This is a genomic window from Spirochaetales bacterium (assembly GCA_016930085.1).
In the GTDB taxonomy this organism is placed as follows: domain Bacteria; phylum Spirochaetota; class Spirochaetia; order SZUA-6; family JAFGRV01; genus JAFGHO01.
The window spans coordinates 1-16931 of record JAFGHO010000107.1 but is presented as its reverse complement, the minus strand read 5'-3'; the positions used below and the strand labels follow the sequence as shown (position 1 = coordinate 16931).

The window sequence follows — 16931 nt, the reverse complement described above, 5'->3', positions numbered from 1 at the left end:
TCCTCATAATTGTCATGGTAATGCTACCTTTTTAAATATAGCACAAAGACGATCGATTTTCCTCGGATTTTGACCAAATATTTTCCGCCACATAACTCCGCTTTCCATACACATGTAGAGGGGAACACCAGGAAGAACCGAATCGAGGAAACGAACGAGTGAGGCATACATTGCACCCCGTTTGCGCTGGATATACCTGAACTTTTTGTCGTTGCAGGGGACGAACTCGTCATAGAGAAACCACCGTTCATCCATCGCATCACGAAGCCCGCGGGTATATCTGAATGTCCCGATGCTGATCCAGACGATCTTTTGCGGCGGAAATCCGTCGAGCATCCGGATCACCCCCCTGTAATCGTCTTCCCAGCCTTGATAATAGAAGACCGGATCAAAATGAAAGGCGAGATTGAACCCGTATTCCGCCGCCTTTGCCGCGGCCCCGATACGGTCCGCGAGCGCCGCCGCAATACCTTCTTCCGTTTTTGAAATTGAATCGGGATTGAGTGAAAATGCGACGACCGCGTTCCCTTTTTCCGGGATATCGAGCAGGTGGTCGACAAAATCCGTTTTTGTTTTCAATTCGAAATACACATTGGGAAGCCGCGCGAGGGCCTTCACGAATCTCTCCGACAGTCTGAAAAGGGGATCGAAGAAAAGGGAGTCGCCCACCTCACCGGTGCCGATACGGACGGTCTTCCCCGGATTTTTTTCAGAAATTTCGACAATCCTCGCGATCGCCTCATCGGTCTGAATATTGACGGTCAGCGGCTGAAAATTGAGGTAACTTTTCATGATACAGTAGGTGCACCCGATCGGACACCCTTCGTACACATCGACGGTGAGGTAGTTGCAGCAAAGGTGCCCCCGGGACCCCGGACACCGCCCGACAATCGAAGAAGCGGGACGATTGATGAACAGGGTATGGCTGGAACGGTCTCTTTCAGGTATGTCGTCCCTCCCCCCGACCACGGCAAGCGGAATACCGTCCAGAAGCCGGAGTGCATGGTCGACGTCCGGGTGACCTTCGAGCGAAGAAGAAAGATAAATTTTTTTGATAAAGCGTTTATAGAAGTTCAAACAATTCATCCGTCCGTTCCCCGAGACGCTCGATCGCCGCTATTTTCTTGAGAAGATTCCTTTTACCTGAAAACGAAAACGATATCGAAAAGCTTCCGCCCTCAAAATATGGAGGGGCTTTCATGGTCACTCCCGTTCCCGCAAGCACCTCTTTCGAAATCCTCTCGAAACGCCCGTTCAGGTGCGTGAGGAGAGGAAAACGCTTCCGGGCGGCGGCCGCCATCGGATCGGCCTCGAGGAGGATTTCTTCGACCAGTTTCACAATGCCGCTTTCGGGAAGTTTGTCGCGTTTCATGATATCGGAGACCCATTCGAGAAGTATCCTTGTATCGCTGAACGATAATCGTTTCTTATCCTTTTTTTCGAGAAGCACCGAGAAAATTCCTTCCGGCAGGCCCGCATTGGCAACTGCTGTTTTTATATCGCAGTATCTGAGTCTCACGCATTCCTTGACCGGGCCTGGAAGTCTTTCATAGGCGCGCAGGCGGGCTTCAAGGGAGGGGTCGTCCCTGCCCTGTATCAGTCCGATAATATCATCCGGAACGGTTTTCCACCCCGCGTAGGAGACTATCTTCAGTTTTTCATCCCAGGAATATTCGCCCGGACGGTCTTCCAGGCGGAGTGAAAGTGTAAGCATCGAGTGCCTGTCCATTTCCGGCAGCCTCGAAACAATATACGAATCAATCCCGCACCTCTCTGAGGCTTCAATGAGGGCAAATCCCCAGATCAGCACATTCCCGGAAACGGGAAGGGGCAAATAAAGGCCGCGGGAGACAAGTCCTGTATCGATTCTTTTTTTCCGCTCGTAAAGATCGAGTTCCGTTCCGAGGGACTTGATTTCCGTGAGAGAACATGTTTCCATAAATAAATCCTATCAGAATACCGTCATTGTTCCAAGGGGATGATTAACACCAATACTTCCTTGACCTCGTCTGTTTCAGGTGTTACACTTTAAGCTGCCTTTAGGTTTTCGGTCCCGAAAAGGAGTACGTCCATGAGATATTTATTATTCTTCATGCTGCCCGCGCTTCTCTTTCTCTCTTGCATTTCATGCGTAAGCGGTACCGAACCACTTACAAACTCATCCGGACACATCGATGAGGAGACCGCTCCCGAGACGACCGCTTCAGAGTCGCCGGTGTTAAAAACAGGCAGCCTCTCAGGCGGCGAACAGCCGGTCACCGAAGAAGAAATACTCGCCGTACACTCCGCGTTAGCCCGTGCAGACGCAATCGACGCCGCATCTGTCTGCCCGGAAGAGATGAGGCGGGCGCAGGAGGCGTATGATTCGGCTCTCTCCCTCCGTGAATCCGATCCGGCTTCATCACGGGCGCTCCTTTCGGCCGCGCGTGACGAAGCTGACCGGGCATTTGACATCGCACAAGCGGAATTACGGGAAACCATCATCGATCGGCTTGACGGCCTCCTCGAAAAACTCAGGGATATCGACGCCGATGCTTATGTCAGTGATGAGTATGCGGCGCTTTCAGCCCAACGCGATGAAGTAACGCGATTGTTCGATCACGGTGAAGCCGCTTCCGCCATCGCACTTGGAGAAAAAACGGAAAAAAGCATGGAAGAATGCTATACCACACTCAATAAAAAAATCGACACCGTGACCGCACTGAAACAGGAGGTCGAAAAGGTGCTCGATGAATCCGAAGGTACCGGGATATTCGCCTGTACATCCCTCTCACATGAGGAAGCGCTTCGCCGGTACTTTGAAGGAATGGCCGCTTTCGGTGATCATGATCTCGATAAGGCGGCCGAAGCTTTCAGTGAGGCGCACGAATACTGTCTTTCCATGATCACGGAAGCGGAGACCCGAAAGATACGGCGGACGAACGCCTTGAAGAAAACCGAGGTGCTCGATCTGCTCGCCGAATCCTCGGGGTTTTCCGTTGTGACGGAAGACAGGACATTGACCGGTCCGGTACCGTTCGATTCCGCTGAGTTTCTTGCCGGTATCGATACCGGTCAAGATGAGACGGAAGAAGGGACAGATGAAACGGAGGCGGTAAGCCGTGGAAGTATGCAGACCGATTTCTGGGAACATATACCCGTCGCCAAGCTTTTCGGACGGGCACAGACGTATCTGCGTGCCGGTATCGTCCAAGAGGAAAGCGGAAACGACTCGGAAGCCGCCCGCTGTTTCGACGCCGCGTATCACCTCATCTCCCGCTACAGGCGGTATGCGGTTCATTCGCTCTATACGGTAAAAGATATTCCGCTTCACCCGGAGTGTCTCTGGAATATCGCGGGACATGACGAGGTGTACGGAAATCCCTTTCTATGGCCCCTTATCTGGCGGTGGAACAGGGACCTGATTCCGGATCCGCGCCTCATTTACCCGGGACAATCCCTCATCATCCCCCTCTCTCCGGAATACGACGATAAAAAGGAGTAAATACGAGTATGACACACGAAGCAATAATCAGGAAAATGCAGAAAAACGAGATAACCGAATATCACATATACTCCCGTATCGCGTCTTCGGTCAAACATGAAGCGAACAAGAAAATTCTTCTTTCGATCGCGGAGGACGAACGCCGGCATTACAACAGACTGAAGGAACTTACCGGGACGGAGATACGACCGAACAGAATAAAAGTCTGGTTTTATTACATCATCTCGCTGGTTTTAGGAATTTCTTTCGGCCTGAAGCTTATGGAAAACGGCGAATCGATCGCCACGAGGATATATGCCGATTTATCGGAGAAAAATGAGTTCCTCCGCGCCCTGAGTATGGACGAACAAAAGCACGAGAAGGAACTGCTGGGGGTCCTCTCGGAAGAACGCCTCGAGTATGCAGGCTCGATCATATTGGGCCTGAACGACGCGTTGGTGGAATTGACCGGCGCCCTTGCCGGGCTCACCCTTGCTTTGCAAAAAAACGATCTCATCGCCCTTGCCGGTCTGGTGACGGGTTTCGCGGCATCCCTTTCCATGGCCGCATCCGGTTACCTTTCATCGAAAGAGGAAGCGGACCGGCAGGAAAATAAAAATCCGCTCAAGGCGGCCCTGTACACGGGAGTCGCCTATGTTATCACGGTCATATTGCTGATCTTTCCATACTTTTTGGGCTTGACGCCGTTTGCCGCACTCGCACTCACCCTCGCCATCGCGCTGTGTATCATTTTTCTTTACACCTTCTATATTACCACGGCGAAAGGAATCAAATTCTGGAGACGTTTCCTCGAGATGGCGGTTATTTCCCTCACCATCGCGGCGATCGGTTTTCTGGCCGGGCTGGGGCTGAAACATCTTTTGGGTGTCGATGTATAAGAGAATATGCGGCTGTTTCAGCCTATTTTTTTATAACAATGAATTATTTCATATAGTTCCTGTTGTTCAATTGTTTTCACTCAAGAAATAACATAGATTTTATTAAAGAATATTTACAATATTGTCATCTGTTACGGCAAACTTCTTGCATGATTTTATAAGAAAAGAGAATCTCGCACAGAGGCCATAAAGCACACAGAGATTATCGAATAATTGCATCTACTATCTTTTTTCATTTATTTTTAAATTATATTTATTTTTATTATTTTATATACTTGATAATTTATTCCTCTGTGCACTCCGTGAACTCTGTGAGAAACTTTCCTAATGAATATGTTAATGGAAATTTAATGAATTTAATAGAAGTTCCATCTCCGCCGCCTATGATTTTATACCCGATCGTTTTCGTATCATGGCGGCGACCGGCGTTGATAACATCATGGCGAGACGGCGCCCTTTTTTTTCTTCCGGCTCAAGCCGTCCTTCCCTGAACGAAACAACGGTATTGCAGCAGAGATTGCCGAACAAAACCGATTGCGCAAAGGCCTGGATCTGCAGCGCCCGGCTTTCTCCATAGTGTTCGACAAGGGTTCTCTCCGCCCCTTCGGATACCGCTCCACCGGTCTCGGCGAAATGCTGGGCAAAGAGGAGCGCGGGAATTTCCGAACGTTCGACATCGGTAATGTCCCGTTTCAGGATCTTTTCGATTTCTTTTTCATCGATTCCCTCCTCCAGCGCCAGTTTCGCATGAAGATATGAACAATAGGCACAGCTTGTCACCCCGGAAACGGCGAGCATGATTTTCTCACGGAATCGGGGGGAAAGGCGTTCATCGGTCTTGATTTTTCTCAATCCCGACATTTTTTTGAAGGTGAGAATAAAAAGAGACAGATATTCCCTCAGCGATGAAAATATTCTCAACGATTCTTTGTTCATCATTCCATCCTTTTCGATCCGGATACGGATAAAAAATCAGTCGGGGCAAAGAAAACCATTGACGGCCGTTATGTGTCCTCCTTCAGGATAGACGATATTTTTTCCGTGATATCGGACAATCCGAAAGGTTTTTGAAGAAATCCGGCGACACCGGCTTCCCGTGCCTTCCCGATATCGTCTCCGACGCTGTATCCGGAGACAATAAGGGCTTTTATCCCGTGATGTATTTCCTTCATTTTAAGGAACACTTCCAGACCATTCATCTCCGGCATGATCATATCGAGGATGACCAGATCCACATCCTCATGCGCCGCAGCATAAAATTCGACCGCCTCCATTCCATTATTACGGGTGCTGACCCGGTATCCCGACTGTGAAAGCATCGTCCGGATTGAGGAACATATCACCTTTTCGTCATCGACAAAAAGGATATGAAGCGGTCTTTTCCTTTGAACAAAGCGCCGCCGTGTTTCCGTCCGGTTTTTTTCAAGCGGCGTAATGACCGGCAGGTAGATCTCAACCGCGGAACCCGCTCCCAATTCACTCGAAACCCGGATACCGCCCTTGTGTTTTTTCACGGTTCCGTAAACCGCGGCCATTCCCAAACCCGTTCCCTTGCCTTTATCCTTTGTCGTGAAAAAAGGTTCGAAAATTCGGTGCAATACATCGGTGTCCATTCCCGTCCCGTTGTCACGGACCGTGATAATGATATAGGTACCCGGCGACAGACATAACGGAATATTGTCGATATTCTTCAGGTCGAGTTCCACGTTCTCCGTCTCGAACGATATCCAGCCGCTGCCTTGAATGGCGTCACGGGAGTTGATGGCGATATTGAGTAATGCATTCTGAAGCTGGGACGGATCACCCGAAACATAATGCATTGCCGCCTTGAAATCGTAGAGGATCCTGATCTTCTTGTTGACGCTGTGCGAGAGAATATTGATGACTTCCATGATAATCGCGTGAACATCGAGATCGACGGAGTCAAGTTTTCCTTTTCTGGAGAATGCAAGCAGTTTCGATACCAGACTGGAAGAATGATTGATGCATGAGAGCATATTCGTTACATGTCCTTCGAGTTTCGGATTACCCGTTACCGCGGACTGAAGCAGTTCCGCATAGATCAACATCGCGGCGAGCTGGTTGTTGAAATCGTGGGCGATCCCGCCCGCAAGCTGTCCTATCGCCTGCAGTTTCTCCGACTGGCGCAGGTATTCTTCCGTCTGCTTTTTCCTGGTTATATCCGTAAATATCCCGTAGGCGTATTGTCTGCCGTCCTTCTCGAAGGTATTCACGGCCCTGTCCAGTATCCATATCCACCGGCCGTCCTTGTGTTTGATCCTGTATTCCATATCATAGGCGCGGCCGTTTTCAAATAATTCGCGCCACGCTTTCGTGACGTCCTCGCTATCATCGGGATGAATCCTGTCGAACCAGTACCGGCTTCCGAAGCCGCATATTTCTTCCGGGGTAAATCCGTAATACCGTATGACATTATCGCTTACGAACACCGATATTCCATCACTGTCGCTTATCCATGTGACATACGGGATATTCTGAACCAGCATGGAATACCGCTCTTCGCTTTCGCGCAGGGCGGCCTCCGCATCCAGCCGGGCGAGATAACTGCCGATCATGCCGCCGACCGCTTCGATAATCGTACGGGAGTAAAGCGGTATTTCATCCGAGACATGGGACGCCACATTCAGGGAACCGATGACGGTATCGCCATAGAGAATCGGCAACACAAAAAGGGCTTTGAGCCGTTCGGCCTTTTGAGGTTGATCCATCGGAATTCCGGCTTTACTGTATTCCGTATAGAATGGTTTTTTATTTAAAAGAATCGTGCTTTGCCGTGAATACGCATCGAAACGCGAAACGGCTTTGATAAAATCGTCCGATAGTCCGATGTGGGATATAAGGTTTATCCCGCCGGTTTCCGGATTCCTCAGATAAATCCCGCCCGAATCGATCCCGTCGATCCCGACCAGATCATAGAGAAATTTCGTACACACATCCTTGATGCTCCCGGACGTATTGAAACTCGAAGCGATATCGTGCTGGAGGCGAAGCAGTATTTCCGCCTGTTTTTTTTCCGTAATATCGACGACGGAAAAGAGGGTCTTCGACCAGGTCTCACGATATTCATCGGGCAGTATCCATTGAACCGCCACATTGATTTCCCTGCCCTTGAGTGTTCTGAACTGACACTCCAGTTGGCTTGAAAATTTCCCGCTCAGAATATCGGCCAGCTGTTCCCTGATTGTCTCGAGTGTTTTTTCTGTATAGATCGAAATGAGATTTGCCTGAAGGTCCTCTTTTGATTCGGCTTCGCACAGTCTGAGTGTCTCCTTGTTCACGGAAACGATCCTTATTTTCCCGATAAAGTTTTTTATCGAATCGGGGTGATTCTGTATATATCCGATAGGATCCTCGACTCCCCGGCGTATCATGTCGCCGATATATTCCTTGACCCCCGATAAATCCGCTTCCCAGAGAGAAATCGGCGCTTCTTCGAAGAGATCCCTGTATTTCTTCTCACTCTTTTCAAGCGCCGTCATCATCTGCCGTTTTTCCGTAATGTCCTTGAATGAGCCCCAGACGCGGACGATCCGCCCGTGTTCGATCACCCCGTGGCAGTTATTGAGAATGGACCGCTTTTCGCCGTCCGGGAATGTGCAAACGACTTCCCGCTCGACGAGATGATACCCGTGTCCGATAAAATCGAGGAGAAAATCCCTTATAATGAGCGGTATCGGCCCGACGAGCTCCCTCAATGTCTTCCCGACAACATCCTCCCGGCGTTTGCCTTCACCGCATAATCCCGCGAACACCTCGTTGCATTCGATGAGTATACCGTCACACATTTTTTCGAGTTGTTCTTCCGGAGCTATATCGAGCGGGATGGGCGGCCTTTGCTCATAGCAGAAGACGGCATCCGTGGTGTGACCGATAATCAAACGGAACCGTTCATCGGAATCGGCCAGCTTTTCCCTGGCTTCTTCGAGTTGTTCCCCCTTTTCCTCGAGTCCTTCGATAACGCTTCTGAGTGTGTGTATTTCTTCGAGAAGCTCCGGTATCAAATCCCGCTTGAACATGATATTCATCCGGAATTCTTTCGACGGGTTCGATTTTTTGGAATGAGTATCAGTCATTTTACCGTCAATAGTAATATATCGGTGTTGAAAAGTCCAGAGGTGATAAAGAAATATATAAAGGAAAGAACTTCGACTAAAAATCGGGAAGACGGCGGCCGGACGACAACCGTCTTCCCCCTTTCATTCAATCGGAAAGAATTGTTCCGCTGCAATATCCTCCCGCGGGCTGACCCAATCCGGTTCGATACCGGCCGGTATCCGCCCGGGTTTTGTTACTGAAGCGGTTTGTGGCAGAACCACCAGTCGAAACATTCGAGACTATTATCCGCGAGACGTTCTTTTTTCGTTTTTTCGTCTTTGGGCGGTGAAACGATGATTCTGTTCCCGATCAATTCATTTTCCGGCCAGCCCGCCGGCACAGCACCCTGCTTGTCCGAAATTTGCAATGCCTTGACCGCCCGGACCACCTCATCCATATTTCTCCCGACTTCCTGAGGATAATACATGACGAGTCTTACCTTGCCGTTCGCATCCACGATAAATACGGCCCTGACCGTATTCGTTCCCTTTCCGGGATGGAGCATGCCCAGTTTCAACGCGATCGCGTCGTTGGCGGCAACGATCGGGTATTCGATCTTGATCTTCAGTTTCTCATCGATCCATTCCACCCACTTCATGTGTGAAAACACCTGGTCGACGGACATACCGATAAGGTCGCAGTTCAGCTTCCTGAACTGATCGTAGCGCTTCTGGAACGCGACGAATTCCGTCGTACACACGGGGGTAAAATCAGCCGGATGGCTGAACAGGACAAACCAGCGGCCTTTGAAATCGCCGGGAATATTCATGGCCCCGTGTGTCGTCTGTACTTTTAATTCGGGAAACTCGTCTCCCAATAACGGCATGTGAAAAACTCTTTCTTCCATACTGTTTCTCTCCTTTTTTTATAGAATTAATAATCGGAATAATTATTATTATAATGAAAATGAAAACTATTATCAATATTAAATTTAAAAAAAATAAAAAAAAATAAATCTGAAATACCGCTTAAATCTTTTTATTCGATTATCCCGTTCGTTTTTTTAATTTCTTCAATTTCTTGCTGAGATTCGAGGGTGAGATGCCGAGGAGTTGGGATGCGACTGTCTGCATCCCGTCCGCCTTTTTTAATGCCTTGTCGATAAGCACCGCTTCGACCTGTTTCAATGTCGGAAACGCCGGACCGTCTTTGAAAATCAGGTTCTCCTCCGTATATGCATCGCCGGGTTCGGGACGGACCTCACCGTTCCGCTTTTCACGGATATATGATTTGATGCTGTCGAGAGAGAGTATATTGCCTTTATTCAGCCTGAGAGCATTGACCATCAAGGTCTGGAGTTCGCGTACATTCCCCGGAAAATCATAAATCTTCAAATAACCGTATAGTTCGTCGGGGATGAAGAGTGTTTTTCCCCCGCCGTATGTTTTAATAAAATGATTCACCAGAAGCGGAAGATCGTCCCACCGTTCGCGCAGCGGCGGGATCGTGATGGTATGGACAAACCTGCTCAGCAAATCCTGCCTGAACTCACCACGTTTCGCCATCCCGGCGATATCCCGGTTTGTCGCGCCGATAATTCTCACATCGGCCCTCCTCAATGAATCCGAACCTATCGGGCGGTACTCGTTTTTTTCGAGCAGGCGGAGGAGTTTTACCTGTATATGGAGAGGGATATCCCCGACTTCGTCGAGAAAGAGTGTCCCGCCGCACGCCTCCTCGAGAAGGCCTTTCCGGCGATTCTCCGCCCCGGTAAAAGCCCCTTTTTCATGCCCGAACAGGGTGTCGGAGATCATGGTATCGTCGAGTCCTCCTATGTTTTCACACACGAACCTGCCTTTACGTCCGCTCGAAAGATGGATCGCCTCCGCGAAGAGTTCTTTCCCGACGCCGCTTTCACCCACAATGAGAAAGGGTTTGGGACTTCCGGAAACGGCTTCACAATAACGGAAAAGGGACAAAAGCCGTTCGTTGCAAGTGATAATATGTGAAAAGGCTCCGGTATCGGTTATTTCCGGATGTTTCAGCTTGCTGCTCATATGTTCCAGGGTTTCTCTGTAAAACCGCAATTCGATACAGTGATTGATGAGGGAGGCAAGTTTTTCTGTTTCCACGGGTTTGACGAGATAGTCATATGCTCCCGCGCCGATACACCTGACCGCGGTTTCCATTTCCATGATCCCGGAGGCCATTACCACGGGAATATCGGGAAAACGTTTTCGTATATCGAGAAGGACCGCATCCCCGGAACCGCCGGGGATGGAGGTATCGAGAATCAGGATGGAAACGGGCTGCCCGAGAAGGAACGGTAAAAGTTGTTCCGTTTTTGAGAAAAACCGGACGTTATTGATCCCTTTTGCACAAAGCGCGCGCCGGTAACTTTGCAGGATCTCTTTTTCGTCTTCGACAATGACAACGGGGTTTTCCGGATAAAGGCGGTTTTTCTCCGCGACAATCTCCTCGTGATGTATTCCGGTGAGTACGAGGTTATTTCTGTACGACACAAGCTGTTTCTTCTGGGAGGAACGTTCGAGGGCGTTCTCGACACTTTTCAGCAACTCCCTGTCGGTGAATTGTTTCGAGAGGATATCGTCGGGCTCTTCCTCAATCTCTTCACCCGCAAGACCTGTCAAGAGAATGACGGGGATTGCCGCCGTTTCTTCACCCTTTTTAAGTTCTGCAATAAGGTCATCCCCGTTCATCTCCGGCATCAAAAGGTCCGAAATGACGAGATCGACCTTCTCCGATTCGAACACCTGCAGGGCGTTCTTCCCGTTTTCCGCTTCGAGAACCCTGTATGTACCCTCACACAGTTCACGGATCCTCGTGCGTTCGTATTCATTATCGTCGACTATGAGGAGGCACACGTTCGTATCCTCGCTGCCGTGTTTCCCCCGCCCTTCTCCCGTGACGATCCGGTTGCCGGACAATGCGGGCTCATGTACCTTTCTGTATTTTGTCAGATCGAGAAGCTCGGAAAAAAGATCCGTCATGGCGGCGCAGCTTTGTTCAATGCCGCACAGCGCGTCCCTGAGAGAGGGAAGCCTCCGGACCACCTCTTTTCCCGAGAGTGTTTTGACATGCTGCGTCATACGTTCGAGCGGCGCGCGTATCGAACCGGAAAGAGAAAGTATAAGCCGGTTTTTGTAAAGTATATTCTCTTTTTCGCTTTCGAATCTTCCCCTGAAAAATGATTTTTCCTTTTCCTCAGTAGCATAAAGGTATGTACCGACGCCGGCTAAAGAAAGAATAATACCGATTGCGTGCGGAACGAAAACGCCGAGTCGTTTCAAAAATAAAAACAATCCCGCACTATAAAGGAAAAAAAGAAACATGATTATCAGACCCGAAGGGATATACCATCTCGACCGCCTTCCGTATGAAAAAATCCATAACAATACGATGAGAACGCATCCTGTGATGACATTTTCCAACAGGGTCGCCTCGTCAATAAAATTTTCAGTCAGGATCATGTTGGCGACATTGAGATGAATGCCGCTCAAAGGATAAACGTTGTCGAATGTACTCGCGCCGTAATCCTTGTTTCCCGTCGATACATTCGAGAGAACGACGAATGCGTCGTGCATCACATTGTAAAGATGGGTGGCGACTTCTTCATCCCGCTCCGCATCAAGGATCTTCTCTACCGGGAACGGAATGAATGAATCGTCCCAGGGCCCCACATGATTTAAAATAATCCTGCCCCGCCCGTCAACCGGTATGGTCACATCCCGTTCCCGCCTTCCCGGATATTTTACGCCTTTCAACAGGATATGGCTGCCGGCAACCACCTCGATATCGGCAGGCGAAACATCGAGGAAATCGGCTACCGCCCTCAGGGTGAGTGACGGAACGACACCGCCGCCGCTGGCGATAAGGAGCGGGAACCTCCTGTTGACGCCGTCGCTATCGGGGCTGCAGTTGATATGGCCGAGTCCCGCGGCCTCCGCGGCGAGCGCCTGAAACGGATAACCGATTCCGCCGCTTTCGGGAAGCCGCCCGTCGAGGAGGACTGCGGGATGCCATACGATTCCCTCATCGTTTTCAGTCCCGACATCCGCCGCATGAGGAAAAGCGGGATATCCCCGGGGGGCAACGATAACGGGGAAATACACCCCGCCCGATTCTGAAGCGGCCGCGATGACCTCCGCGTCGTTTTCCGGCGTGCTTTCGAACTGGAAAAAAACGTCACACACGATCGCTACGGCGCCCGCCCCTGAAAGAAGCCGTATAATCCGGCCGTAGACGGTTCTGTCCCAAAGAGGAAGACCGCGATCTTTTATCGACGCGTCATCCAGCACGACATGAACGAGATAGGGAGAAATCTTTTGTTTGCCGCACAAACGGTAACGCATGCGGAAAAGCATATCGTTTTTCTGATGCTCCAGAACGGAGACGGGAACGGGGAATACCAGGGCAATGACGGCCGCGCAGAAAAAACAGAGGAGGATAATCGACGCGCAGACGATACGCTTTTTGATCTCAGTGTCTGATCCGTATTGTTGTTGCATAGACGTCCGTGAAACGTGCCTCAACACCGGATACGGGCCGTTCATCGAACGCGCGCACCACACCGGCGATGGGAACGGGTTTGAGATTTTTTCCGGCAAGCATGTTCCCGCGTTTCGCAAGATGCCTGATTTCATCGAGAACATCCTGCCTGGCATCGGCGGTGTCTGTTTCATGCCGATTGTCATACATTAATTCGAGATAGTCGTCCAAAAGCGATTCCAGGTCGGGCAGCCTGGTCGTCGAGACAATCAGGTGAAACTCCTCGATACCGGGGGGATCTTTGAGAATGTACCACCTGTCTTCCGAAGGAAGATAATACGTTGCTCCCGTTTCATAATCTTCAGAGAAAAATCCGAATGCCGCAGGGAAAAGAAGCGAAAGTTCACCTCCGGAACTGACATGAACAAGGTAGATATAGACCGATGTCACCGGCTCCATATACACCCTGATTCGTTCGCCTGTTTGCATATCGGTGATCCGCTGCCTGTAATCGATCGTTGCCGCATTCCCCTCATTATCGCTTGCGAGAAAGGCATACCTGAAAACGGCCTTCCCCGCCCCGACTCCCTGTTCCGAAAAACATATCGATGCGGAAAAAATAAAAATGACGGTAAACATCACCATGACACCATGTATCTTTTTCATACTATGCAATTTTACAACAGATAAGCGATGACGGCAAGGACAAATTTTTCCCCCGCCCCATTGCCGTATGGAAATTTTTTCCATGCGGCAATGGTTCTTTTAATTTCTTGCCATATATACAAATATATTGATTTCCGGCACATCCGGCTTTTTGTTTTTCCATATGGAAAGGGAGCGTATACTATTTTGCCCAAAGTCAAATGAAATATAATTCCTTTTATAATAATGATTTAATACCATTATAGCTGCGGTAAACGAAAAGGCACGCATCTTGCTTTAATTGTCATAAAGAAACAGCGGTTTTCTTTAGCAATTAATAAACGGAGGAACTAAAAAATGAAACAGGTGATAAAAACAGGAAGGAATGGACTGCTATTAGTAATGCTTTTCATTCTTTTGCCGGCGGCGCTTTATGCCTGGGACCCGGCGTCGCACGTGTATATGAGTCTTAATATGAAGGATATCTGGAAGGATTACGATCCGGAGTTTTATGATGCCATTACTAAGCAAAACATTCTGGATGAGACTTCAATATTGACAAATAAGTTTTATTATATAGGAACGACACTTCCCGACATGTTAGATGAAAGCGGGCAGAATTCAATTCGGAACCTGATAAATAAATTATATAAAACTAAGGATAAATTTCCCGGTTGGATCCTGGATTTAAGTTTTGCGTTTGATATAAGAGAACATACATACGATAATATTCAGTCAAAGATAGATTTCATCGACTCCCCGCCCAATCAAAACATTGAAAAAATAAAAGAAATGGTAAAACACGCAAAAGATCAGAAGTGGGAACCATATAAAAAAGCAATGATATACGGCTGCTATGTCCATCTTCTTCAGGATGCCGTTGCCCATATGGTGATGCAACCTGCCATATTCGGATACGGTAAAGCCATAGAGTCTCCCGCAATGAAAAACGATGGACTGTTAACTGCCGGTGAATATTATCATGAAATATTCACTCCCACCTTTATTACCAATTGGGACGAAATTGATCGCCATCTATTTTTCGGTATAGAAAGAAAAAACCCAAAGGTAATTCCCAAAAGGGCATTTTTACAATTCTATAATGAATGGAACGCTTTAGGGGAACACCAGGGATGGCAAGATATGAATTTCCTTGCAGTTGAAGGTTTCGTTGAAGCAGCCAAAGCCGTTAATTATAAAGTGAATAACCTGACACAGGAGAGAATGGAATCATATATGCATGGGTGGGGAATTTCACTTTTTGTTTTAATGGGATACAGGTGGGATGGCAGTGACAAGGGGGGTATATTGGGTCATCCAAATTGGTCTCCCTATGATTTAATTACCTATATAGGAGATATAGGTAATCAAAATGTGAGGTTATTGGATATCCCAATATTACATGATTTAATCATTCTGAAAGTGGGAGATGTTATAAAAATAATAATGAAAATAATCAAGATAATACTCTGGATTTCACTTGAATATTGCACTGCCAATGATCCGTGGCCCTCCTATCTGGAATCCGTAACCAGCTATGAAAATCTATGGAAATGTGTACCGGAAGATAAAATTCCTGATGATAAGAATAAATATAAATCAATGATACAATATTATCAAGATTACAGTACCAATAGAAAACCAAATTTAAGAAGTACATACGCGGATCAACTTGAAGAAGGATTAAATTTTAAAGGATTCATAAAGGATATGATCGACGGCAGAGAATTCATATGGTACAAGACGAACGGTAATGATACATGGAACATTTCACGTAAAGCAGGACTGCTTGGTGCCATGTTCGATATTGATTCTTCCTGCGAATATTATCTTCAACCAGGGATTTTTGATATACACTTCGAAAGGGACGGAAAGCCAGTCTATTCCGAACAGGATGTAGAAGAAGGCACTCGGACAACAATTCAATTATTATACGATGTTATACCTTTCGGGAAAACAAAGATTTGCATTATCGGGAAAAAAGAGGACAAATCATGGAAAAGATTGAAAAGTGTAATTCTTGATGAGAAATACAGACGTGTTCGGGGAACTATACCTTTAGATGTTACTGATGCTATCGATAATGGATATAAAAATATTCTTTTCGAGGTAATGACGGAAAACAAAAATCAACAAGGAACATTCACAACCATGATACTCTCCGATTATGAGACCGCATATAATTCAACAAATAAAATAACAGGAAACACGTTTTACAATTCCCTTTTTAACGACGGTAATCCTGAAAGGACAATAGTCGAACCTTTTTGGCGAGTCAAGAAGTATTGGCCATATGTAATTAAACTCATACCTGTAAAAAAAACAATTGCTGAACTCGCTAATTTAAATGCTGAAATATACGATGATACAAAAATAAAGATAAGCTGGTCGAAAGGGCCGGATTCATACACCTGGTATGAAATAATAAGAAAAGATACTAAAACGGGAACAACAAAGGAGTGGGACGGCATAACAAATACTTTTTTCATTGACAATGAAATTACAATTTATAACAACACATATAGATACGGTGTCCGCGGATATAATGATAATGGAAGAACACTCTGGTTAGGACCGGTTGAGAGATATATCCCTAAAATTCCAACAATCAAAGACTATGTTCCGCACGATGGCGAAGTTGTTTACAATAATCAACTACGTGTTGAAGTGTTTTCCGACAAGGAAGAAGTAGATATAAGTTTTTACGGCGGCGAATGGAATCCCGCGACTGGTTCAACTTCTATAGATTGTATTGGAATGTATTGGAATGTCAAAAGTGAAACGGGTGACCATTACAGAATACAGGATACGCGGTTTCCCCATCTTGAAAATAGTGGAGCCTATAAATGGTATGTCGTTATCGATGACGGTGAAAAGATTTATACGTCTCCCATATGGTCTTTTTATTCGGCAATCGATTACGGCCCCTGCTATGCTCCTCTACCGCCTTCCGCCCCGGAACCTGAGGATGAAGCGGCCGGAGTGAGCACGAGTGTGACATTGAATGTCAATGTGTTCGATCCTGACGGAGATGCGATGAATGTGACATTTTACGGCGGTCCTCTCGGCGGCGGAGACGGCGGAGACACGACAATCGGAACGGACGACAATGTCCCGAGCGGCGGAACCGCGAGCATCACATGGTCCGGTCTTGAACACGGACAAAGATACTGGTGGTACGCCTCGGCGCATGACGGTGAACAAAGCAATGTTCCTTATTCGACGCAATGGACGTTCACCACGGAAACCTTACCCGCCGCGCCCGTTTCCAACCCCAAACCCGCTCCCGGCGCGAACGACGTCAGTACAAACCCGGCAATGTGTGTGAATGTCGACTACGCGACCGGGCTCGAGGTCGT

Annotated in this window: 10 protein-coding genes; 3 read left to right on the top strand and 7 right to left on the bottom strand. The window is 47.9% G+C overall.

All coding sequences use genetic code 11. The annotated features are described in order from the left end of the window. Window positions 1-12: 12 nt before the first annotated feature. Both JW881_18230 and JW881_18225 read right to left on the bottom strand, forming a co-directional pair. The gene (locus tag JW881_18230) at window positions 13-1086 is read right to left on the bottom strand and encodes a radical SAM protein (protein MBN1699465.1); all 1074 of its coding nucleotides are present in this window, start codon (window positions 1084-1086) and stop codon (window positions 13-15) included. Then, on the bottom strand, window positions 1064-1939 hold the full coding sequence (locus tag JW881_18225; protein MBN1699464.1) for a hypothetical protein: 876 nt from the start codon (window positions 1937-1939) through the stop codon (window positions 1064-1066). Before JW881_18225 ends, JW881_18230 begins: the two co-directional genes overlap by 23 nt. A 132-nt stretch (window positions 1940-2071) precedes the next feature. Here JW881_18225 and JW881_18220 point away from each other — a divergent pair, with 132 nt between their 5' ends. After that, window positions 2072-3484 carry a hypothetical protein gene (locus tag JW881_18220; GenBank protein MBN1699463.1) on the top strand — a complete coding sequence of 471 codons (1413 nt, stop codon included), beginning with the start codon at window positions 2072-2074 and terminating at the stop codon, window positions 3482-3484. Between the two features lie 8 nt (window positions 3485-3492). Then, window positions 3493-4362 carry a VIT1/CCC1 transporter family protein gene (locus tag JW881_18215; protein MBN1699462.1) on the top strand — a complete coding sequence of 290 codons (870 nt, stop codon included), beginning with the start codon at window positions 3493-3495 and terminating at the stop codon, window positions 4360-4362. Between the two features lie 381 nt (window positions 4363-4743). On the opposite strand, the gene JW881_18210 is transcribed toward JW881_18215, so the two are convergent. The 5 genes from JW881_18210 to JW881_18190 all read right to left on the bottom strand — a co-directional run bounded on the left by JW881_18210 (window position 4744) and on the right by JW881_18190 (window position 13593). Continuing rightward, window positions 4744-5301 carry a carboxymuconolactone decarboxylase family protein gene (locus JW881_18210; protein ID MBN1699461.1) on the bottom strand — a complete coding sequence of 186 codons (558 nt, stop codon included), beginning with the start codon at window positions 5299-5301 and terminating at the stop codon, window positions 4744-4746. A gap of 65 nt (window positions 5302-5366) precedes the next feature. Beyond that, the gene (locus JW881_18205; GenBank protein MBN1699460.1) at window positions 5367-8408 is read right to left on the bottom strand and encodes a PAS domain S-box protein; all 3042 of its coding nucleotides are present in this window, start codon (window positions 8406-8408) and stop codon (window positions 5367-5369) included. 263 nt (window positions 8409-8671) lie between these two features. Beyond that, a complete protein-coding gene (locus JW881_18200) occupies window positions 8672-9325 on the bottom strand; it encodes a peroxiredoxin (protein ID MBN1699459.1) in 654 nt (217 codons plus the stop codon). Window positions 9326-9464: 139 nt separating this feature from the next. After that, window positions 9465-12947: a sigma 54-interacting transcriptional regulator gene (locus tag JW881_18195; GenBank protein ID MBN1699458.1), complete on the bottom strand. Its 3483-nt coding sequence runs from the start codon at window positions 12945-12947 to the stop codon at window positions 9465-9467. Next, window positions 12919-13593 (bottom strand): DUF4384 domain-containing protein, encoded by a 675-nt coding sequence (locus JW881_18190; protein MBN1699457.1) that lies wholly within the window; start codon window positions 13591-13593, stop codon window positions 12919-12921. The genes JW881_18195 and JW881_18190 overlap by 29 nt, the downstream gene beginning before the upstream one ends. 336 nt (window positions 13594-13929) lie before the next feature. Between JW881_18190 and JW881_18185 the strand changes: the two genes are divergently transcribed. Next, the coding region (locus JW881_18185; GenBank protein ID MBN1699456.1) for a hypothetical protein at window positions 13930-16931 on the top strand (3002 nt) is incomplete at its 3' end.

Bases quoted from the DNA above. Each gene is read 5' to 3' on its own strand.
- JW881_18225 (MBN1699464.1), bottom strand. From the start codon at position 1,939: ATGGAAACATGTTCTCTCACGGAAATCAAGTCCCTCGGAACGGAACTC.
- JW881_18210 (MBN1699461.1), bottom strand. From the start codon at position 5,301: ATGATGAACAAAGAATCGTTGAGAATATTTTCATCGCTGAGGGAATAT.
- JW881_18195 (MBN1699458.1), bottom strand. From the start codon at position 12,947: ATGCAACAACAATACGGATCAGACACTGAGATCAAAAAGCGTATCGTC.
- JW881_18230 (MBN1699465.1), bottom strand. From the start codon at position 1,086: ATGAATTGTTTGAACTTCTATAAACGCTTTATCAAAAAAATTTATCTT.
- JW881_18200 (MBN1699459.1), bottom strand. From the start codon at position 9,325: ATGGAAGAAAGAGTTTTTCACATGCCGTTATTGGGAGACGAGTTTCCC.
- JW881_18220 (MBN1699463.1), top strand. From the start codon at position 2,072: ATGAGATATTTATTATTCTTCATGCTGCCCGCGCTTCTCTTTCTCTCT.
- JW881_18190 (MBN1699457.1), bottom strand. From the start codon at position 13,593: ATGAAAAAGATACATGGTGTCATGGTGATGTTTACCGTCATTTTTATT.
- JW881_18205 (MBN1699460.1), bottom strand. From the start codon at position 8,408: ATGAATATCATGTTCAAGCGGGATTTGATACCGGAGCTTCTCGAAGAA.
- JW881_18215 (MBN1699462.1), top strand. From the start codon at position 3,493: ATGACACACGAAGCAATAATCAGGAAAATGCAGAAAAACGAGATAACC.